We start from the raw sequence: 19,374 nt of genomic DNA, 5'->3' as shown, positions 1-19,374 counted from the left end.
ATTGAGTGTGATTATTCCGGCTCTTGATTTAATTGAAGGACAGGTCGTTCGCCTCTATCAGGGTGATTACGGCCAAGTGACAGAATACAAAGTCGACCCTGCAGAGCAGTTTAACTTGTACCACCAAGCGGGTGCCAACTGGCTGCATTTGGTGGATTTAACGGGCGCGAAAGACACCTCGGCGCGCCAACTTGATTTGATTGCCAAACTGCTTGCTAGCACGCCAGCGCATATTCAAATCGGCGGTGGTGTGCGCACAGAACAAGACGTGGTGGATCTGCTTGAAGCAGGAGCGCAGCGTGTCGTGGTGGGTTCTACGGCAGTAAAACGGCCTGAATTAGTAAAAGGTTGGATGGAAAAATACGGCGCGGAGAAAATTGTGCTGGCGCTAGACATCAATATCGACCAAGACGGCACGCGCAAAGTGGCGATTTCCGGTTGGCAGGAAGATTCAGGCGTCACCATCGAAGCGCTGATTGATGACTACCTGACGGTGGGTCTACAACACGTACTGTGTACCGATATTTCCCGCGATGGCACCTTGGCGGGCTCCAATGTTGAACTGTATGTGGATTTGTGCAAACAGTACCCACAAGTGCAGTTTCAATCGTCTGGCGGCATCGGTTCACTGGCGGATATTGAAGCACTGAAAGGCAGCGGTGTGGCGGGAGTGATTGTTGGTCGAGCGCTACTCGATGGCAAGTTCAGCGCAGAGGAGGCATTTGCATGTTGGCAAAGCGCATAATTCCGTGTTTAGACGTCCGTGATGGGCAAGTGGTGAAAGGCGTTCAGTTCCGTAACCATGAAATCATTGGTGACATCGTTCCTCTGGCAAAACGTTACGCAGAAGAGGGCGCTGATGAGCTGGTGTTCTACGATATTACAGCCTCCAGCGATGGTCGCGTGGTCGACAAAAGCTGGGTTGCTCGCGTTGCCGAAGTGATCGACATTCCTTTCTGCGTCGCTGGTGGGATTAAATCAGCCGAAGACGCAGCACGCATTCTTGAATTTGGCGCTGACAAAGTGTCGATCAACTCGCCCGCTTTGGCCAATCCGCAATTGATTACCGACCTTGCCGATAAATTTGGCGTTCAGTGCATTGTGGTTGGCATCGACTCTTATTTCGACAAAGAAACTGGCCAATATCAGGTTTATCAGTTCACTGGTGATGAAGCGCGCACTAAAGCGACTCAGTGGCAAACCCGAGACTGGGTACAAGAAGTGCAAAAGCGCGGCGCTGGTGAAATTGTGTTGAATATGATGAACCAAGACGGCGTGCGTAACGGCTACGATATTGAGCAACTCAACATGGTGCGTGAAGTATGTAAGGTGCCGTTGATTGCCTCTGGTGGTGCAGGTGCAATGGAGCACTTCGCGCAAGCGTACCAAAAAGCCAATGTGGACGGCGCGCTGGCGGCATCGGTATTTCACAAACAGATCATTAATATCGGTGAGCTGAAACAGTATTTAAAACAACAGGGTATTGAGGTACGAGTATGAGTTTTAGTACAGCAGACGTGAACGCCCTGCAGGGACGGATTGATTGGCAGAAAGTCGACGGTTTGGTGCCAGCCATCGTACAAGATTTTCAATCGAGCCAAGTGCTGATGATGGGTTACATGAATCAAGAAGCATTGGCAAAAACGGGTGAAACAGGGCAAGTGACGTTTTTCTCTCGCACTAAAGAGCGCCTTTGGACCAAAGGGGAAACCTCAGGTAACGTTTTGCAGTTGGTGAACATCGCGTTGGATTGTGACAGTGATACCTTGCTGGTCAAAGTGAACCCGATTGGGCCGACGTGTCACACTGGCACGACAACGTGTTGGGATGGCGATGCGCAAGCGGAGTCACAAATGGTGTGGCTTCATCAACTTGAGCAGCTACTGGCTGCCCGCAAGAGTGCCGATCCTGACTCTTCCTATACCGCCAGTTTATACGCTCGCGGTACCAAACGTATTTCGCAGAAAGTGGGCGAAGAGGGCGTTGAAGTCGCGCTTGCGGCGACGTCGGGCGATAAGGCGGAGTTAGTGTGTGAATCCGCCGACTTGATTTATCACCTGTTGGTGCTTTTGCAAGATCAAGGCCTGTCGCTGAGTGATGTGATCAACAAGCTCAAAGAGCGCCACAAGTAAGGGAGAGACGAGGTCCTAGTCCATAGGTCCTCGGATCCTAGATAGAGTGCGCAGGGGCTCTTGCGCACTTCATTGAAGTTAGTGATTGCTGTCGGATATCAAATACTTAGTGTGCTGAATACGGGAACGCCTCATTTCAACAACCTAGCGAGAGTTGGTACACTCGGGCTTTAGAACCTAGAACCTAGAACCTAGAACCTAGAACCTAGAACCTAGAACCTAGAACCTAGAACCTAGAACCTAGAACCTACTCTCACCCACAACACTTCTTAAACTTTTTGCCACTGCCACAAATACAGGGATCATTGCGCCCGACTTTCAAGCTGCTAATGGATTGACTAAGACGCGGATCTGGCTCGGCTTCTTCGTCTGGAAACGTGCCATCAATGTAGTACCAAAGCCCCTCTTCTTTAACGAAACGTGAGCGTTCGCTTAAGCAATATTGCTTGCCGTCTTCCTTAAAGTAAGCTTTGAACTCGACAAAACCTTCGTTCTTGTTGCTTCCCGCTTCTGCTTTGACCACTTCAAGCTTGCACCAATCATTCTCAATGGATTCAGCGATGCCTTCGCGCTGTTCTTCGGCATGACAGCTTGGGTGGTAGGTCTTCACAACGTAATCGACCAAACCCAACACATGAGCAGTGTAGCGCGAGCGCATCAACTGTTCCGGCGTTGTCGCATTACTATGATTACGGTGCGCTTTTTCACAGCAGTGTTGATAGGTGAGTTGAGAACCACAAGGGCATAAAGACATAACGGTATCCAGCTAAAATAGAAACACAAAGCCCTCGCTAGGAGGGCTGGTGGCAGTATACTCGATTACGATGTTTGCGAAAGCAGTTCTTGTGTCCAACTGGTCGCTTGGCTGTAGGCTTTACACAACTGATTTTCACTGATATCGAGCTGTTGTTGATATCTGCTGGCCAGTTCCCAGTCCGCTTGTTCGTAAGCGATGATCATCGAGAGTAGATAGCCAAGCAATCCTTCTCGTTCGATAAGGGCAGTTTTGACTTCTTCGTCGACCGGAATGTCGTTAAGGATATCGTTGAGCGGTTGGTCAAGCAGGGAGTCTAAAAGTGAAAATAGACCAGTCAGAAATGCTTGCCCCGGGTCGTACTGCGCTTTGGTGTACCCAAGCAATAACTCGCAAGCGCGAGCGCGTTGCACAGCGAGCGCGTAGAGCGAATCCGGCTTATCCTCTTGTACCGATGCCACCGCAACCAAAGAGATAAAACGTCGTAATCTATCTTCCCCAAGGTAAATCAGCGCTTGACGAAACGACTTAATTTTCGCCGCCAAGGTATAACCTGAGTTGACATAAGTCATCAGCTTGTAAGAGAGCGTCACATCAATAGAAAACAGCCGTTCCACTTCATTAAAATCTATTGGCTCGTCGGCGATCTCTTTACAGAGTTGCACTACGGTGAGAAATGAAGGGTTGAGCTTCTTTTTCTGAATCATTTCTGGCTTACTAAAAAAGTAGCCTTGAAAATAATGAAAGCCTGCCTCGATCGCTTCTTCATACTCTTGATAGGTTTCGACTTTCTCTGCCAAGAATTCAATATTAAGGCGGGCGAGTGAGCCAATATAGACTGCCGCTTTCTCAATCGGGACGATACGGATATCAAATTTAATAATGTGGATAAAAGGCAGAAAGCGTTTCCAAGCACGGTTCGGCACAAAGTCATCCAAAGCGATGCGATAGCCTGCACGGTGCAGCGTTTTAACCGCCTCAAGCAGTTCATCCGTCGGTGGGCAATCTTCTAAAATCTCTACCACTAAGCTTTCTTTGGGGAATAGGGTAGGGACGAGATTGAGCAGGCTTTGATAGGGAAAATTAACAAAACCTAGTTTGTCGCCCAACGTGCTGTAATGGGTAGACAAAAAATGGTCGGACAGCAGACGGCTGGTTGCTAACTCCGGCTCAACTTCAGGAAAGGTATTTTTCGGTCCATCCCTGAATAGGAGCTCATAGCCAATCGTCTTTTTATTCCGGTTTAGAATGGGCTGTCGTGCAACGTATGAATACTTCAAGTGGTTTACTTAATCTGATCAACGCATGTGAGTTTGTCTTGATGATAGCGACTTTTAACAAAAGATCTATGCTCAATACGACAGTTTGCTAACCCGGTCATCTCTTTACTTTTTGTTGTTGCTCAAGGGGTGAATGGCCGAGTTTGCAGATCAAACTGTTCTGCTGTGACACGTAAAACCGAGCCTTGTTGATACCAGTCGCCAAGCACAATACGTGTCATCTGACCTTGCGCATTTTCGAAGTGATGGACGTTAGGTCTGTGGGTATGGCCATGAATCATCAGTGTCACCTGATATTGCGCCATCACCTTTTCGACTTCTCCCTGATTGACGTCCATAATTTCAAGTGACTTATGGCTCTTGTCGTCGCGAACACCGGACTGGACGTTGGCAACAATACGCTTTTTGATCATCCAAGGAATGCGTTTAAACAGCCATTGCAACCAAGGCTGATGCACGGTATGGCGAAACTTTTGATAGCTGACATCATCGGTGCAAAGAGTATCGCCGTGTAAAATTACCGCCTTTCGTCCATATAGCTCTATGGTAGTGACGTCTGCCAGCAGCGTTATGCCCGTTTGTTTGCAAAAGCGCTTACCCAACAGAAAGTCACGGTTCCCTTGCACGAAATAAACCGCAACGCCGCTGTCGGTTAACCTTTTGAACTCCATGCGAATTTGATTGGCAAACGGCGTTTGGTCATCATCGCCAATCCAAAATTCAAACAGATCGCCCAAGACATAAAGGGCATCCGCGTGAGGCGCTTCATCACGCATAAAACGGACAAAACACTCGGTAATGTCGCTGCGTGCGGGGCTAAGGTGCAGGTCTGAAATAAATAGTGTCGTCATAGAAATAAGGGGAGGCATTGCCTCCCCATCAACTCTTCGTGTTGAAAATACCGCGAGCGATTACGCGTGGATAGTGGTGCTTGTGATCATCACTTCTTCAAGTGGTACATCTTGATGCATGCCACGAGAACCAGTACTCACACCTTTGATCTTGTTTACCACATCCATGCCTTCAACCACTTCACCAAATACACAATAGCCCCAACCATCTAGGCTTTCACTGCGGAAATCCAGGAAGGTATTGTTGTTTACGTTGATGAAGAACTGTGAGCTGGCTGAATGCGGTTCCATGGTACGTGCCATCGCGATAGTACCGATTTTGTTGCTCAAACCGTTGTTCGCTTCATTTTTGATCGGTGAACGGGTTTGTTTTTCACGAAGACCCGATTCCATGCCGCCGCCTTGGATCATAAAACCATCGATAACACGGTGGAACAGAGTGTTGTCGTAGAAACCGTCACGGCAGTACTGTAGGAAGTTCGCACTGGTTTCCGGTGCTTTTTCTTCGTTCAATTGAATCTTAATGTCACCAAAATTTGTGTGCAGGGTGATCATGCGCTGTTCCTTTACTGTTTTTGTCAAAATGAGAATTCTAGCCTAAGTTCAGTCGCATGCAAACGCAGTGCGAACAATTCGAGGTTTTGTGTCTGAAGTTTAGCCGTTTATCGTTTTATCGGTTAATTGCTATTACCTATTAGAGATTGAGTTGATATACTCGCCCTCCTGTAATTCATTCACAAGCTTAGATAGAGATCATGTTGAAGATATATAACACATTCACCAGACAGAAAGAGGAATTCAAACCAATTACGGCCGGTAAAGTTGGCATGTATGTCTGTGGGGTGACCATCTATGATCTTTGTCACATCGGGCATGGACGCACGTTTGTGTCGTTTGATGTGGTTTCTCGTTACCTGCGCTACTTAGGCTATGACCTGACATTTGTGCGTAACATCACTGATATCGACGACAAGATTATCAAACGTGCAGCCGAAAACGGTGAATCGTGCGATTCGCTGACAGAGCGTCTTATTGGCGAAATGCACGCCGATTTCGACGCCTTGAACATGAAGCGTCCGGATGTTGAGCCTCGTGCCACTCAATACATCCAAGAGATTATTGAGCTGGTCGAGAAGCTGATTGAGCGCGGTTTTGCCTATGTGGCCGACAACGGCGACGTGATGTTTGAAGTCAATAAGTTCGACGAATACGGCAAGCTGTCGAAGCAAGATCTGGATCAACTGCAAGCGGGTGCGCGCGTTGATGTGGAAACGGCCAAACGTTGCCCACTGGATTTCGTCCTTTGGAAAATGTCTAAACCGGGTGAACCAACGTGGGAATCGCCATGGGGGCTGGGTCGTCCGGGTTGGCACATTGAATGTTCTGCGATGAACTCGTCGATTCTTGGCAACCACTTTGATATTCACGGCGGCGGCTCGGACTTGCAGTTCCCGCACCACGAAAACGAAATCGCGCAATCTTGCTGCGCGCATGAGACTAAGTACGTTAACACTTGGATGCACAGCGGCATGGTGATGGTCGACAAAGAGAAAATGTCAAAATCACTCGGTAACTTCTTCACTATTCGTGACGTGCTGTCTCACTACGATGCAGAAACGGTACGCTACTTCTTAATGTCAGGTCATTACCGCAGCCAACTTAACTACAGCGAAGAGAACTTAAACCAAGCACGTGCATCGCTTGAGCGCTTGTACACTGCCCTTCGTGGTTTGGATCTCAGCGCCGCGCCAGCCGGTGGTGAAGAGTATGTAACGCGCTTTACTACCGCAATGAACGACGATTTTAATACCCCAGAGGCGTATTCAGTGCTGTTTGATATGGCTCGCGAAGTTAACCGCTTAAAAACCGAAAGCCTCGAGAAAGCGAGCGCGCTAGGTGCGCTGATGCGTGAACTGGCGGATGTGATTGGTATTTTGCATCAAGATCCAGAAGCGTTTCTCAAAGGCGATGCGGGTAACGACGACGAAGTGGCCGAAATTGAAGCACTGATCAAGCTGCGTAATGACTCTCGCGCGGCGAAAGATTGGGCCAACGCTGATTTAGCTCGCGACAGACTCAACGAGATGGGCATCGTACTGGAAGATGGTCCAGAAGGGACGAGCTGGCGTCGCAAATAATTATATCTTTTTAAAAAGGGCTGATTATTCAGCCCTTTTCTTTGAATCTTTCACTTTTCATTTTAGGTAGCAATCTGTGGCTCAGATGTATTTTTACTACTCAGCAATGAATGCGGGTAAATCAACAACGCTTCTTCAATCGGCATTTAACTACCAAGAGCGGGGCATGACGCCGGTTATTTTTACCGCCGCCTTGGACGATCGTTATGGTGTCGGCAAGGTGAGCTCTCGCATCGGTTTGCAAGCAGAAGCGCATTTGTTCACTGGCGAAAGCGATCTTTATCATGAGATTGCCAGATTAAACCAAGCGGAAAAACGGCACTGTGTGCTGGTGGATGAGAGCCAGTTTTTGTCGAAAGAGCAGGTCTATCAATTGACCGAAGTGGTCGACAAGCTCGACATCCCTGTACTGTGTTATGGCCTGCGCACGGATTTTCTCGGCGAACTGTTTGAAGGCAGCAAGTATCTGCTCTCTTGGGCTGATAAGTTAATTGAGCTGAAAACCATCTGTCACTGTGGCCGTAAAGCCAACATGGTCATTCGCACCGATGAACATGGTAATGCCATTGCAGAAGGGGATCAGGTGGCTATTGGTGGCAATGACCGCTATGTGTCGGTTTGTCGTCAGCACTACAAAGAGGCGCTTGGGAAGTAACATATTTTAGGGCTACCTTGAGTTTTTTATGGCAGCCCATTTTCTCACCTTTTTACTATCCCTTTGTTGACTCGTTGGTTAGTGACAAGGCATCCAGAGTGGATTGATAGTGAAACTTAAACCCCAGTGAGAGCAGCTTTTCGGCGCGGATCTCTTTATCTGCCACATCGACTATCTCAGGTAATGCTTCGGGCATCCCTGCCGCTTCTAAAGCGCTTTGATAAAACGTCGCCTTATCGACGGTGCGCGGCGTTGTCACGTTGAGGATCTGATCATCAGCATGAGTGACGGCAAAAACCGCAGCGTTTACGGCATCGTACTGATGTAGCATATTGGCAGGCGCAAGACGACTCACCTGCTTTAAGTGAGCGACAAATCGAGCCGGATGACGTTGTGGCCCTATCAAACCGCTCAAGCGTAAGATGGTGAAAGGGTGGCCAGATTGAACGAGTGCGTTTTCCGCTTGCAGCATGATACGTGCTTTGTCGCTAAACTGGCTATTGTTTTGCGCTATCGCCAAACTGGCGGCATCTTCGACCATTTTCTCTGCACGATTTGGGTAAACCGTGGTTGAGCTTATCATGATCACCTTAGTTGCAGGTGAGCTGCTTAGCGCATCGACAACCAGTTGCCAGTGCTGGGCATACTCATCGCCTTGGCCTTTACGAAAGCCGGGAGGAAAACAGCCAATGACTACGTCAAATTTTTTTGTATTGAGATGGTGGCTGAGCTGTTGGCGCGCATCGGGATGATTGAGATCCAGCGGCCATTTTCTGTTGGCGGCGAAATCGAGGCTTTCGAGCGCCTCTTGTGAGCGACGGGTAATAAACACCGTATGGCCAAGTGTTGTGAGTGTTTGTGCTAGAGGAAAACCGAGCCAACCCGCACCAATGATAAGAATGTTTTTCATCGCTAAACCTGAAATCAATTATTCAAAAGAGTACTCATTGCAATATAAAACGCATCTAACCAGTGTTTTGTTAAAAATACCAGCCGAATTACGCTAACGCTTGCAAGCGAGCTCAAATAGTGGGTCTGCCTAGAAATTAAGTGAGTTACGCGGTTGTAGGCAATAAAGTGAAAAGAAACATCTGGCTCACTCTCATCCGACGAAGTGCAGCGGTGTAAGTCGCGAGTTAAAGTCGCATCTTAAACCATCTGGCATTATCTTTACTAAGTACTCCATCATTAATGAGAGAGCAGCCGTGATGAAGTGGTTGGTGGTTTTAGTACTTTGTTACAGTGTGGTGTGCCGAGCTGAAATGCCCAAGGTACACCTCACCTCATTGGAATGGCCGCCATATTCTGGAGCCAACTTACCCGAAAATGGTTACTCGGTAGCGATTGCTCGCGAAGCATTTTTAGCGATGGGATATGCACTGGAAGTGGAGTTTCACCCTTGGCCAAGAGCAATCGCCAAAGTAGCGAAAAGTGAGCAATTCGTCGGCTACTTTCCTGAATATGAGTTTGCCACCCAAGAGTATGTGTTTTCGACTTCTCTTGGTAGCGGCCCGCTCGGGTTTGTGGAAAATATCAATAAGCCTATAGGTTGGAAGAGCTTGCGAGACATCATACCTTTTCGGGTCGGCGTCGTGCAGGACTATATCAATACACCGGAATTGGATGCGATGATCGCTGCGCAGCAACTCTACGTTGAGCAAAGCGCCAGCGATTTATTGAACATTTATCTGGTTGCCAAGGGGCGGCTGGATATTGCGGTGATTGATGCCAATGTTTTAGCTTACTTGGTGGAAGCGGATCCTAAAGCGGACTTTCTCCGTCAGCGAGTGAAAATGAATGAGAAGTTGTTGGTCGAAAAACAACTTCATATTGCCTTTAAAAACACGCCACTGGGAATTCAGTGGCGTGATACTTTTAATCAAGGGTTGGCTCAAGTTGATAGGCTGGCCGTTATTGAGCGCGTAAAGCGTTTATCCAATACGACTAAGAACTGAGTACTCTGAGCGTACGCTCCGCATGCTCTGCGACTTCAATTCCTTCGTCGGTTAAATAGCCGCCATCAATTTGCGTGCATAAACCTTTGTCAAATAGACGTTTTACCGCTTCTTGCGTCGATTGAGAGGCTTCTTTGTGAACTTTAATACCTGTGGCTGCGCTACTTAAATCGAACTGAAGCAATAGGTTCAGTTCTGCGATGTGCTCTTCGGTAAATTTCATGGACATACTCCGATTATCATTTTCGTTTCAACTTAGTACGCCTTCGCGCTCCTGACAATGAATAAGGTCAAGAAATGTTAAATGTCTGAAAGGTTGTGCTTCATTTTGTGCACTGAAAAAGCTTTTGTACAAGAAACGCTGTTTTATTATTCGCCTAGTCAATGCTACGTATTATTTACACATTAGTTGTATTATATTTAGCGAAGTTTGTGAAAATTAGCGGCTTGTTGGTGGCTATTTAATTAAGCACATTTTTGTCTCTGGTTGTCGACCTCAGTTTTGCGGTAACTCTTTTTCATCAGAAGGCAAAAAAGCAGTCGATAAGTCGTAGAAAAGGAAAAAACAATGAAAAAGATGAAGTTAGCATTGGCGGTCTCAATGCTGTTGACGATTGTTGGCTGTCAATCCACTCCAGAAGAGAACGCAACGGCGAGTGAAACCAATCAAGCAAGCCAAGATACCAGTGCGCCATTCAAGGGTGTGCAAAAGTCTCACAAGTACTGGGTTGAGACTCTGGAAGATGTGAACTCTCTCAACGTCTATGCGCCAGAAAACTATCGTGAGCTGCTTAATGCTTGGAAAGAAGCTGGCAAAATCTATGCAGAAATAGAGAAAGAGCCGTCACTTGCGGGTAAAAGTTACTCACTCTTTTCAAGCGACACTTATGCGCAAGCGTACGATGAACAAATTAAACTGGTTGAGCAGAACTATCGCGCTCTAGAAACCTTAAAACAAAAAGCAGACGTTATTCTGGCCGATTCGATTGCTCAGATGGAATATCTCGATGAGATCGACGCGGTGAGCTACTACAAAGCGGATTACGATCGCTTGGCCGTTCAGTACAAGAAACTGTTTACATATGTGGTTGTCGATGAGCTTGAAGAGGCCCAAGCGAAGCAGGTCGAGTTCCTCAACAACGCTAAACAACTTGAAATCAAAGTTGTTAAGAAAATCTACATTCTTCCGCTACAGCAAGAACTGAAAACGTTGAAGAAAGAGGATTTTAACGAAGTTGCGCCAGTGAGTTTTGCGACAGCGGAAAACGTGGTGAATATCGCCGCCAATATCGCGCAAACCAACCCACGTGACAAAACTGCGATCGAGCAAGCCGTATTCAATGCGAAGTTTGAAATCGAGCACGTTAAGCAAGTGACTCACCAAGTGAAGTTATTGGCATCAGTGGAAGATGAGAAATTTGAAAACTCGGTTTTAGAGATCGAGAACAAACTGCTGGCTATTTCAAAAGCTGTTGATGGCTCTGACTACCGCAACGTTATGCTGCGCGAACAGACAGAGAAAATCTTAGCGAGTGTGGAAAAGATGCACGCAGCAGATAAAACCTCTGACTTGGCGGATGAAGTGACCGCGCTAAAACGCAAAGTGTCTGAACTGAATGCGAAAAACAGCGAGCAACAAAAAGCGGCAGAGAAAGCCAGCAAGCGCGAAGCTTCTCTGCAAGCGCAAATTGATCGTGAAGCATCGCACATCAAGAGCCTTGAAGAGCTGATTGCGAATCTGAAACAGCAGTTGGCGCTGAGCCAAACTATTCCAGCGAAAAACGCCGCCGATACGCCAGTACAAGCAGAAACTACCGAAGTTGCAGAAGGTGTTGATGCAGCGGTAGCAGAAGCACCTGTGGCGGAAACGCCTGTAGTGGAAACGGAAGCGGCAGTAGCAGACGAAGTGGTAGAAACCACAGTCGCTGAGTAGTATTCAACCCCTTATCCATCGCCCTGATATTGGTTTCATTATCAGGGCGTTTTTGTCTTTAGAATTCCTGAAGCTTGTTTTTTAACAACAAAAGGGATCTACATAGTGTGATCGGATATAGTTTTTGTCGTCACGAAAGCAACAAATTTTGTAAACATTCCAAATGCCCCTTGAAAAAGTCCGGAAAAGGAGAGATTATCCGCGCCATTCGGAATTGTTTCTAATTGTAACTACCAATGAACTTCAATCAGTTTGACTCGCTACTGCCACCCCAGGCTGCTGAAAGAGCGGCAGAGATCGGTGAAGGCAAAGCAACTAAAGACCCCGTAAAATCGTTCTTACTCGCTATTTCTGCGGGTATTCATATCGGCATTGCTTTTGTCTTCTACACCACAGTTACCACAGGTGCTGGCGATCTTCCTTGGGGGATGACGCGTTTAGTCGGGGGCTTGGCTTTTAGTTTAGGCCTGATTTTGGTTGTGGTGACGGGCGGGGAGCTCTTTACCAGCTCAGTACTCACATTGGTTGCGCGTGCAAGCGGAAAAATCTCATGGCGGGTGCTGTTTAAAAACTGGATGGTCGTGTACGTCGGCAACTTGGTCGGTGCCATTTTGTTGGTTGCCTGTATGTTGATCACTAAGCAGTACATGTTTGACCACGGACAAGTCGGGCTAAACGCCATGGCTGTTTCCCAACACAAACTGCATCACGGTTTCTTTCAGGCCGTCGCGCTTGGCATCATGTGTAACGTGCTTGTTTGTATCGCCGTTTGGATGACCTTTAGTGGTCGTACGCTAACCGATAAAATCACGGTGATGATTTTACCTGTGGCGATGTTTGTCTCAGCGGGTTTTGAGCACTGCATTGCCAACATGTTCCAGGTACCGATGGCGGTTGGCATCAAGCTGTTTGCGCCAGCGGAATTCTGGCAAATCACCGGCGCGAATATCGCTGACTATGCTGATTTGACCATGAGCAATTTCTTAATCAATAACTTACTGCCAGTGACGTTGGGGAACATCATCGGTGGCGGTGTGTTTGTCGGTATGTGGTATTGGTTAATCTACCTAAGAGACTGATGAACAATAGGGCAGACGCGAGTCTGCCCTTCTTTTATGCATGTCATGCCTGAAATTCAATCCACTCTTTGAGTTCGACCAACTCTTCGGGTTCATGTTTGAGCCAGTCTAAAACCCCTTCCTCTAACTCATTTTCGTGTCGGTGCAAACTTGCCAAGCCTTGAGTTTCCATTGTCAACTGTCCTTATTGAAACCATTGGTGAGACTATAGTGATTGGATATTGCAAAAGTGTGATGTCAAATTCGGTAACTGGCCGCTATCGTCAGCTTAATAGCGGGTAAGAGAATTAGGTTATCCACATTTTCTGTGGATAACTTATCGCAAAGCGCGTGTGTATCTTTTTATTCGCTAACTTATCTAAAAATAACAAGTTAATCGTTCGTTATCTGGGCGTTTTACTTGCGATTTTATGTTGGAAAAATGGCTATAAAGGCATCATTTCTGTGATTTGGTAGAAAATATGGTGGCTAAAGTAATTAATCGTCAATGAAGTGGCTTACCAGCAGAAATGGAACAAGCGTGTGTGGTTTAAAATAAGTCGGTTTCGACGTATATTTCGCGGCGAAAGTGCTTTTTTAGCGGCATGAGAATTTAGCATCTGCACTACAAATTTTTTACATTTTCGCGTTGTTCAACGACAATTTCCCCTCCTTTTTCCTGTTTGTTCTCTCCCACTTTGTGCTTAATTGTTTCTGCTATGTTTTTGTTTTAACAAATTTGCAAACTGCACAATTTTTCATATTCATTCACAAATTTACACATGAAATATCAATCAGATACATCTCTGGATGAGCTCAAAAAAGTGTTAAATAACCGCTGCTGCAAGCAGAGATTTAATTGAACCCTACAAATGGTATGGTCTAACATTTTGCTAAAGATGACATTAGATACCTCGTTGCATTCGATTGAGGTAAGCAAAACAAACCAATACAAAGTAGGCAAATGTATGAGTGATGTTAACAAAATTGAGAGTGGTGAAAAGCGCTCTTTAGAGTGGCAATCCTTTCTCTTCATTACGGTCGTTCTCTTTCCTGCGTTAAGTATCGCTTTTGTCGGCGGGTATGGATTTATTGTCTGGATGCTACAAGTGTTCTTTTTCGGTCCTCCTGGCGGTCACGGCTAATCCTTGAGCTCAGTCCACATCTACGACACGTTTTTTAGAGAACAAACCATGAAATCAATCATCATTAAAATTTGGCGCACTATGTCGCGCCCGGCGATGCATATCAGCTTGGGCGTGTTGACCATGGGCGGCTTTATCGCTGGGGTAATCTTCTGGGGCGGTTTCAATACGGCTCTGGAAGCAACCAACACAGAAGAGTTCTGCATCAGCTGCCACACAATGCGCGACAACGTTTATCAAGAACTGCAAGAGACGGTGCACTGGAAAAATCACTCAGGCGTTCGTGCCACTTGCCCAGACTGCCATGTTCCGCACAACTGGACTGATAAAATTGCACGCAAAATGCAAGCGTCTAAAGAGGTGTTTGCACAGGTTTTTGGTAATTACGATGAACCCGGTGTGTTTGAAGCGCGCCGTATCGAACTGGCTAAGCATGAGTGGGAGCGCTTCTCTGCCAACAAATCGCTTGAGTGTAAAAACTGCCACGATTATGACTCCATGGACTTCTCGCTGATGTCGCCAACTGCGCGCATTCAAATGAAGCAAGCGGCAGAGAAAGATCAGAGCTGCGTGGATTGCCACAAGGGCATCGCGCACAAGCTGCCAGCGGGTATGGATAGCATTGGCGGAATCGTTGGCGACTTAGAACAGATGGCCTCCAATACAGATTACTCGGTCGGAAAATCGCTGGTGAGCGTGCGCCATCTGCCAATCTATTTTGACGCGCAAGGCACCAACGAAGCGGGTCTGCTTAACCCGGCATCTACGGTTAAAGTTTTGCAAGCGAAAGGCGAATACGTTGAGGTTGAGATCGACGGCTGGCGTAAAGCTAAAGGGTTTGGCCGTGTTATCCAAGAGGATTTCGGCAAAAACATCGCAGTGGCCTCGCTATTAAAAGAAGCCGCGCTGGATGACAAAGTGGTGACCACGGGCGAAGAAAAAGTCGATGAGCTCACGGGTCTGCCATGGGAAAAAGTGGCGGCGAAAGTGTGGCTCAAAAAAGAGTCAATGCTCAATGACATCAACCCTGTGTGGGAAAAATCGAGCGAAGCGTACAAAACTAACTGCTCGGTCTGTCATACCCAGCCGGATGAAGCGCATTTTGATGCCAACACTTGGCCTGGCATGTTCGATGGGATGTTGGCGTTCGTCAACCTCGATACCGACAGCGAAGCGTTGATCCTCAAATATCTACAGAAGCACTCTTCAGATTATGCTGAAGGTCATCACTAATAAGCCTTGGATGGAGTAATTTACATGGCGATTACGCGAAGAAGTTTCCTCAAAGGGGTTGCAACGACAAGCGCAGCCTCAGTTATTGGTCCTAGCTTATTGGCATCGGCTTCGGCACACGCGGTAGAAACCACTGGAACTTGGAAGGTGTCTGGCTCTCACTGGGGCGCATTTCGCGCCCACATCTATGCGGGTAAAGTGCAAGAGATCAAACCGCTTGAGCTGGACAAAAATCCGACTGAAATGCTCAATGGCATTAAAGGCATCATCTACAGTCCATCGCGCGTTCGCTATCCGATGGTGCGCTTAGACTGGCTGAAAAAACATAAGTACAGCGCGGATACACGCGGTAACAACCGTTTTGTGCGTGTGACTTGGGATGAAGCGTTAGATCTTTTCTATCGCGAGCTTGAGCGGGTGCAAAAAGAGTACGGTCCTTGGGCGCTACACGCTGGGCAAACAGGCTGGAACCAAACGGGCTCATTCAACAACTGTACGGCGCACATGCAGCGAGCTGTTGGCATGCACGGTAACTACATTACTAAAGTGGGCGACTACTCGACTGGCGCGGGTCAAACGATTTTGCCGTATGTACTCGGTTCCACCGAAGTGTACGCGCAAGGCACCTCTTGGTCTGAGATTCTAGAAAATGCCGACAACATCATTCTGTGGGCGAATGATCCGGTGAAAAACCTGCAAGTGGGTTGGAACTGTGAAACTCATGAGTCGTTCGCCTACCTTGAGCAGCTAAGAGACAAAGTGGCTAAAGGTGAGATCAAGGTGATCTCGGTCGATCCGGTGAAGAACAAGACGCAGCGTTATCTGCAAAACGAACATTTGTACGTGAACCCGATGACCGACGTCCCATTCATGTTGGCGATTGCGCACGTGTTGTACAACGAGAATCTGTATGACAAGAAATTCATCGAAACCTACTGTCTCGGTTTTGCCGAGTTTATCGATTACGTTCAAGGCAACACCAAAGACAAAGTGGCGAAAACGCCAGAATGGGCAGAAGCGATCTGTGGCGTGCAAGCCGACAAAATCCGCGAGTTCGCGCGCACGTTGGTTGGCGGGCGTACGCAGATCCTGATGGGCTGGTGTATCCAGCGCCAGGAGCATGGTGAGCAGCCTTACTGGGCGGCGGCGGTTCTGGCGGCGATGATTGGCCAAATTGGTCTGCCGGGCGGGGGCATCTCTTACGGTCACCACTATTCAAGCATCGGTGTACCCTCGACTGGTTTTGCTGGCCCCGGCGGTTTCCCGCGAAACCTCGATACTGGCATGAAGCCAAAATGGGACAACAATGACTTCAATGGTTACAGCCGTACTATTCCTGTAGCGCGTTGGATTGACTGTCTGCTAGAGCCAGGTAAAGAGATCAACTACAACGGCGGTAAAGTGAAGTTGCCAGATTTCAAGATGATGGTGATTTCCGGCTGCAACCCATGGCACCACCACCAAGATCGCAACCGTATGAAGCAAGCGTTCCAGAAGCTACAAACCGTAGTGACGATTGATTTTGCTTGGACGGCAACGTGTCGCTTCTCCGACATCGTGTTGCCTGCGTGTACCCAGTGGGAGCGTAACGACATCGACGTATACGGCTCTTACTCAAGCCGCGGTTTGATTGCGATGCACCGTTTGGTGGATCCTCTGTTCCAATCTAAGCCCGATTTCCAAATCATGCAGGAGTTGACGGAACGTTTTGGTCGCAGTGAAGAATACTCACGCGGTATGAGTGAGATGGATTGGATTCGCAGCCTCTACAACGACTGTAAGAAAGCCAATCAAGGCAAGTTTGAGATGCCAGAATTCGATGAATTCTGGGAAAAAAGTGTGCTGGACTTTGGCCAAGGTCAACCTTGGGTCCGTCATGCCGACTTCCGTCAAGATCCGGAAATTAACCCGTTGGGCACACCGTCAGGCTTTATCGAAATCACATCGCGTAAGATTGGTCGTTACGGCTACCAACATTGCCAAGAGCACCCAATGTGGTTTGAAAAATCGGAGCGTTCACACGGTGGCCCGGGCTCAGACAAACATCCGTTCTGGTTGCAGTCGTGCCACCCAGACAAGCGTCTGCACTCGCAGATGTGTGAATCCGAGGCGTTTCGTGCCACGTATGCTGTGCAAGGTCGAGAGCCTGTCTACATCAACCCGTTGGATGCCAAAGCCAAAGGCATTAAGCAGGGTGATTTAGTGCGTGTGTTTAACGATCGCGGCCAACTGCTGGCTGGGGCCGTTTTGAGCGACAGTTATCCGCGTGGTGTGATTCGTATTGAAGAAGGGGCATGGTACGGTCCGCTGAGTGAAAAGTTGGGGGCGATGGATACCTATGGTGACCCAAATACGCTGACTCAAGACATTGGCTCGTCTGAGCTAGCTCAGGCGACCTCGGCCAACACCTGCATTGTCGATTTCGAGAAATTCACGGGTAAAGCCCCTCCGGTGACCTCATTTGGCGGGCCAATAGAAGTGGCTTAACCATCGATGTCTTATCTGCCAGCCTTCGGGCTGGTATTTTTTAAGCGGTTTCTCATGGTTGAAATATGCTCAGTCAGTACAAAGCGTGAAGGAACGCTCATAATCCAGCCAAGACGCAGCCGTTTTTGGAAGTCTTCTGAGCTATAATACTTGCGACAGACAATAGCTCTTGCCTTGTTATCTCGTCATCCGTTCGCCTCAAAACTTCCACACATAAACGAGCCATTGAGAGCGCATTTCTATCTCTTACTGTGTTGGCCTGAAAGTGTTTATCCCAGCCCTTCTGCTGGGCATGCACTCCTGCAATGTAGCATCAACACTATCAATAGCATGATATCAAAGCGCTCGGGGCTGCGGATAAAGTGGTTTACTCAAACAGAAACAGATAGCCATATCCGACCAAAAATGCGGGGATGGACGAGTAAATCGTCGCAATCAAGGCGGCTTTGGGTGCCATCGCAATCGCAGGGAAGAGCGCATCGCCGTCATTCGAGATGGCATTTGCCAACTGTGCAGACAGAGGAACTGCGCCAGAGAGGTACAAACTTGTGACCAAAATCTGCGGACCGCATCCGGGCAGCATACCAACCGCTAAGCCGACTAGCGGCATCCATAACCCCCAGCCTGCCAGTGATTCGGTGAGATTGATACCGGAGAAATGGTTGAACATCTCAAAGGCGAGAAAAGCCATGATCACCCAAGCGCTGACGAAATTGGTGTCTTGCGCCGCTTTTTGCATTGGGTGTGAGCCCGCCTTTTTGTCATCTTCTGCCACCGTCGACTGGTAATCCTGTAACTCTTTGGTGAGCGCCCAAAGCAACATACAAACTATGGCTAACAGAGCACCCAGCCATTGAATGCGCTCTTCACCAAGGCCCAACCACTGATTGATATCGACTTGAAATGAGCCAAGCAGGGCAACGACAGCACCAGGGACAATCATCCATTGCCAGAACGTGCCTTGCAGATTAATCGCGTGTTGCTGCACCTGGGTAAGATCGGCAGACATTTTTTGGCACGACACATCACACACGGCCTTTTCAGGTTTGTTTGGACGCAGAAAATCATCGGCATGAAAGTAGTTCACCGTCAGGCCCGAAAGCGTACCCACTACCACACCGAGAGCGACCACACCCAGCCCAGTGATGGGCTCACTAGCCAGTAAAAGAAACGCCGCATCGCCCATAGTGGCGGTCAATACTGCAACAATAGCGCCAAAGCCAATTCGCCCGCTGACAAACTGAGTGGTGACGACAATCGCACCGCCACAGCCGGGTAGCGCGCCTAACAGGGCGGCAAACAATACCTGATAATTGCGAGAATAATGGTACAAACGGGTTAGGGCGTTATCTTTTTTCACCACAAGCGCCAAGTAATGATAAATCACTAAGGTGAGCGCGACATAACAAGAGACCGCCCAAAATGAGTCAGACAAGGCGGCAACGGTCAGGGCTTGCGTACTTGGCGTCACCAGTAAAGCGACCAGGAATACCGGTAACAACAGACGTTTGTACGCAAAGTGAAACTGCGAGAGATAAAATGGATTTGTCCATGATTGTACAGATTTCGTCATCTCCATAGGTACCTCACTACATACAAATAGGAATTATTCTCATTATATGTAAATGACAATTATTCTCAAATGATTTTCTGCCCTTTGCTTGAAACAGCGATTTTCTTGTTTTCGGCCAATGACATTCTAGAAAAATCAGGTAAAGTATGCGGCTTTGTGAGCATACCCGCTGAGCGGCAG

Annotated in this window: 19 protein-coding genes; 11 read left to right on the top strand and 8 right to left on the bottom strand. The window is 47.9% G+C overall.

The window, feature by feature from the left end:
* The first annotated feature begins 7 nt into the window (after positions 1-7).
* From hisA to hisIE, 3 genes are read left to right on the top strand one after another with little or no spacing between them, the layout of a single operon-like run.
* On the top strand, positions 8-745 hold the full coding sequence (gene hisA, locus I3X05_RS10750) for a 1-(5-phosphoribosyl)-5-[(5-phosphoribosylamino)methylideneamino]imidazole-4-carboxamide isomerase (RefSeq protein ID WP_045571989.1): 738 nt from the start codon (positions 8-10) through the stop codon (positions 743-745).
* Positions 727-1,500, top strand: a complete 774-nt coding sequence (gene hisF / locus I3X05_RS10745) for an imidazole glycerol phosphate synthase subunit HisF (RefSeq protein ID WP_039429666.1) — start codon at positions 727-729, stop codon at positions 1,498-1,500. Before hisA ends, hisF begins: the two co-directional genes overlap by 19 nt.
* On the top strand, positions 1,497-2,132 hold the full coding sequence (gene hisIE, locus I3X05_RS10740) for a bifunctional phosphoribosyl-AMP cyclohydrolase/phosphoribosyl-ATP diphosphatase HisIE (RefSeq protein WP_039432431.1): 636 nt from the start codon (positions 1,497-1,499) through the stop codon (positions 2,130-2,132). Before hisF ends, hisIE begins: the two co-directional genes overlap by 4 nt.
* Positions 2,133-2,385: 253 nt before the next feature.
* On the opposite strand, the gene I3X05_RS10735 is transcribed toward hisIE, so the two are convergent.
* The 4 genes from I3X05_RS10735 to I3X05_RS10720 form a co-directional block, all read right to left on the bottom strand.
* On the bottom strand, positions 2,386-2,886 hold the full coding sequence (locus tag I3X05_RS10735) for a YchJ family protein (protein ID WP_045571988.1): 501 nt from the start codon (positions 2,884-2,886) through the stop codon (positions 2,386-2,388).
* 65 nt (positions 2,887-2,951) lie between these two features.
* On the bottom strand, positions 2,952-4,166 hold the full coding sequence (locus I3X05_RS10730; protein ID WP_193167088.1) for an EAL and HDOD domain-containing protein: 1,215 nt from the start codon (positions 4,164-4,166) through the stop codon (positions 2,952-2,954).
* Positions 4,167-4,288: 122 nt separating this feature from the next.
* Positions 4,289-5,017: a UDP-2,3-diacylglucosamine diphosphatase gene (gene lpxH, locus I3X05_RS10725; protein WP_193167111.1), complete on the bottom strand. Its 729-nt coding sequence runs from the start codon at positions 5,015-5,017 to the stop codon at positions 4,289-4,291.
* A 60-nt stretch (positions 5,018-5,077) separates the two neighbouring features.
* Positions 5,078-5,572, bottom strand: a complete 495-nt coding sequence (locus I3X05_RS10720; protein ID WP_045571985.1) for a peptidylprolyl isomerase — start codon at positions 5,570-5,572, stop codon at positions 5,078-5,080.
* Between the two features lie 200 nt (positions 5,573-5,772).
* On the opposite strand from I3X05_RS10720, the gene cysS reads away from it, so the two are divergent.
* Entirely contained in the window at positions 5,773-7,155 is a 1,383-nt protein-coding gene (gene cysS / locus I3X05_RS10715) for a cysteine--tRNA ligase (protein ID WP_193157809.1), read from the top strand.
* A 76-nt stretch (positions 7,156-7,231) separates the two neighbouring features.
* On the top strand, positions 7,232-7,810 hold the full coding sequence (locus I3X05_RS10710) for a thymidine kinase (RefSeq protein ID WP_045571983.1): 579 nt from the start codon (positions 7,232-7,234) through the stop codon (positions 7,808-7,810).
* 55 nt (positions 7,811-7,865) lie between these two features.
* Here I3X05_RS10710 and I3X05_RS10705 read toward each other — a convergent pair whose 3' ends face one another.
* The gene (locus I3X05_RS10705) at positions 7,866-8,720 is read right to left on the bottom strand and encodes an NAD-dependent epimerase/dehydratase family protein (RefSeq protein ID WP_045571982.1); all 855 of its coding nucleotides are present in this window, start codon (positions 8,718-8,720) and stop codon (positions 7,866-7,868) included.
* A 298-nt stretch (positions 8,721-9,018) separates the two neighbouring features.
* Between I3X05_RS10705 and I3X05_RS10700 the strand changes: the two genes are divergently transcribed.
* Positions 9,019-9,765: a substrate-binding periplasmic protein gene (locus I3X05_RS10700; protein ID WP_045571981.1), complete on the top strand. Its 747-nt coding sequence runs from the start codon at positions 9,019-9,021 to the stop codon at positions 9,763-9,765.
* On the opposite strand, the gene I3X05_RS10695 is transcribed toward I3X05_RS10700, so the two are convergent.
* Positions 9,755-9,988: a TIGR02647 family protein gene (locus I3X05_RS10695; RefSeq protein WP_039439378.1), complete on the bottom strand. Its 234-nt coding sequence runs from the start codon at positions 9,986-9,988 to the stop codon at positions 9,755-9,757. The genes I3X05_RS10700 and I3X05_RS10695 overlap by 11 nt on opposite strands.
* Before the next feature lie 345 nt (positions 9,989-10,333).
* Here I3X05_RS10695 and I3X05_RS10690 point away from each other — a divergent pair, with 345 nt between their 5' ends.
* Complete coding sequence (locus tag I3X05_RS10690) at positions 10,334-11,698, top strand: hypothetical protein (protein WP_045571980.1); 1,365 nt, start codon at positions 10,334-10,336, stop codon at positions 11,696-11,698.
* Positions 11,699-11,934: 236 nt separating this feature from the next.
* Positions 11,935-12,777 (top strand): formate transporter FocA, encoded by an 843-nt coding sequence (gene focA / locus I3X05_RS10685; protein WP_045571979.1) that lies wholly within the window; start codon positions 11,935-11,937, stop codon positions 12,775-12,777.
* A 43-nt stretch (positions 12,778-12,820) separates the two neighbouring features.
* Here the strand turns inward: focA and I3X05_RS10680 are convergent, their stop codons facing one another.
* Positions 12,821-12,949 carry a hypothetical protein gene (locus I3X05_RS10680; RefSeq protein ID WP_264299506.1) on the bottom strand — a complete coding sequence of 43 codons (129 nt, stop codon included), beginning with the start codon at positions 12,947-12,949 and terminating at the stop codon, positions 12,821-12,823.
* Between the two features lie 775 nt (positions 12,950-13,724).
* Between I3X05_RS10680 and torE the strand changes: the two genes are divergently transcribed.
* Genes torE through torA form a run of 3 tightly spaced genes read left to right on the top strand, consistent with a single transcriptional unit; the run spans position 13,725 to position 17,621 of the window.
* Positions 13,725-13,901 carry a trimethylamine N-oxide reductase system protein TorE gene (torE, locus tag I3X05_RS10675; protein ID WP_039431579.1) on the top strand — a complete coding sequence of 59 codons (177 nt, stop codon included), beginning with the start codon at positions 13,725-13,727 and terminating at the stop codon, positions 13,899-13,901.
* Positions 13,902-13,949: 48 nt separating this feature from the next.
* On the top strand, positions 13,950-15,134 hold the full coding sequence (torC, locus tag I3X05_RS10670; RefSeq protein WP_045571978.1) for a pentaheme c-type cytochrome TorC: 1,185 nt from the start codon (positions 13,950-13,952) through the stop codon (positions 15,132-15,134).
* Positions 15,135-15,158: 24 nt separating this feature from the next.
* Positions 15,159-17,621 carry a trimethylamine-N-oxide reductase TorA gene (gene torA / locus I3X05_RS10665; RefSeq protein WP_193158061.1) on the top strand — a complete coding sequence of 821 codons (2,463 nt, stop codon included), beginning with the start codon at positions 15,159-15,161 and terminating at the stop codon, positions 17,619-17,621.
* Between the two features lie 367 nt (positions 17,622-17,988).
* Here torA and I3X05_RS10655 read toward each other — a convergent pair whose 3' ends face one another.
* Complete coding sequence (locus I3X05_RS10655) at positions 17,989-19,200, bottom strand: putative manganese transporter (protein WP_193158060.1); 1,212 nt, start codon at positions 19,198-19,200, stop codon at positions 17,989-17,991.
* Between the last annotated feature and the right edge of the window lie 174 nt (positions 19,201-19,374).

This window comes from Vibrio navarrensis, assembly GCF_015767675.1.
Taxonomy (GTDB): domain Bacteria; phylum Pseudomonadota; class Gammaproteobacteria; order Enterobacterales; family Vibrionaceae; genus Vibrio.
This window is presented reverse-complemented; position numbering and strand designations above follow the sequence as displayed.

Excerpts from the sequence above, each read along its gene's own strand:
- hisF (WP_039429666.1), top strand. The coding sequence starts at position 727 with ATGTTGGCAAAGCGCATAATTCCGTGTTTAGACGTCCGTGATGGGCAA.
- hisIE (WP_039432431.1), top strand. The coding sequence starts at position 1,497 with ATGAGTTTTAGTACAGCAGACGTGAACGCCCTGCAGGGACGGATTGAT.
- I3X05_RS10735 (WP_045571988.1), bottom strand. The coding sequence starts at position 2,886 with ATGTCTTTATGCCCTTGTGGTTCTCAACTCACCTATCAACACTGCTGT.
- lpxH (WP_193167111.1), bottom strand. The coding sequence starts at position 5,017 with ATGACGACACTATTTATTTCAGACCTGCACCTTAGCCCCGCACGCAGC.
- I3X05_RS10720 (WP_045571985.1), bottom strand. The coding sequence starts at position 5,572 with ATGATCACCCTGCACACAAATTTTGGTGACATTAAGATTCAATTGAAC.
- cysS (WP_193157809.1), top strand. The coding sequence starts at position 5,773 with ATGTTGAAGATATATAACACATTCACCAGACAGAAAGAGGAATTCAAA.
- I3X05_RS10705 (WP_045571982.1), bottom strand. The coding sequence starts at position 8,720 with ATGAAAAACATTCTTATCATTGGTGCGGGTTGGCTCGGTTTTCCTCTA.
- I3X05_RS10700 (WP_045571981.1), top strand. The coding sequence starts at position 9,019 with ATGAAGTGGTTGGTGGTTTTAGTACTTTGTTACAGTGTGGTGTGCCGA.
- I3X05_RS10695 (WP_039439378.1), bottom strand. The coding sequence starts at position 9,988 with ATGAAATTTACCGAAGAGCACATCGCAGAACTGAACCTATTGCTTCAG.
- I3X05_RS10690 (WP_045571980.1), top strand. The coding sequence starts at position 10,334 with ATGAAAAAGATGAAGTTAGCATTGGCGGTCTCAATGCTGTTGACGATT.
- focA (WP_045571979.1), top strand. The coding sequence starts at position 11,935 with ATGAACTTCAATCAGTTTGACTCGCTACTGCCACCCCAGGCTGCTGAA.
- I3X05_RS10680 (WP_264299506.1), bottom strand. The coding sequence starts at position 12,949 with ATGGAAACTCAAGGCTTGGCAAGTTTGCACCGACACGAAAATGAGTTA.
- torE (WP_039431579.1), top strand. The coding sequence starts at position 13,725 with ATGAGTGATGTTAACAAAATTGAGAGTGGTGAAAAGCGCTCTTTAGAG.
- torC (WP_045571978.1), top strand. The coding sequence starts at position 13,950 with ATGAAATCAATCATCATTAAAATTTGGCGCACTATGTCGCGCCCGGCG.
- torA (WP_193158061.1), top strand. The coding sequence starts at position 15,159 with ATGGCGATTACGCGAAGAAGTTTCCTCAAAGGGGTTGCAACGACAAGC.
- I3X05_RS10655 (WP_193158060.1), bottom strand. The coding sequence starts at position 19,200 with ATGGAGATGACGAAATCTGTACAATCATGGACAAATCCATTTTATCTC.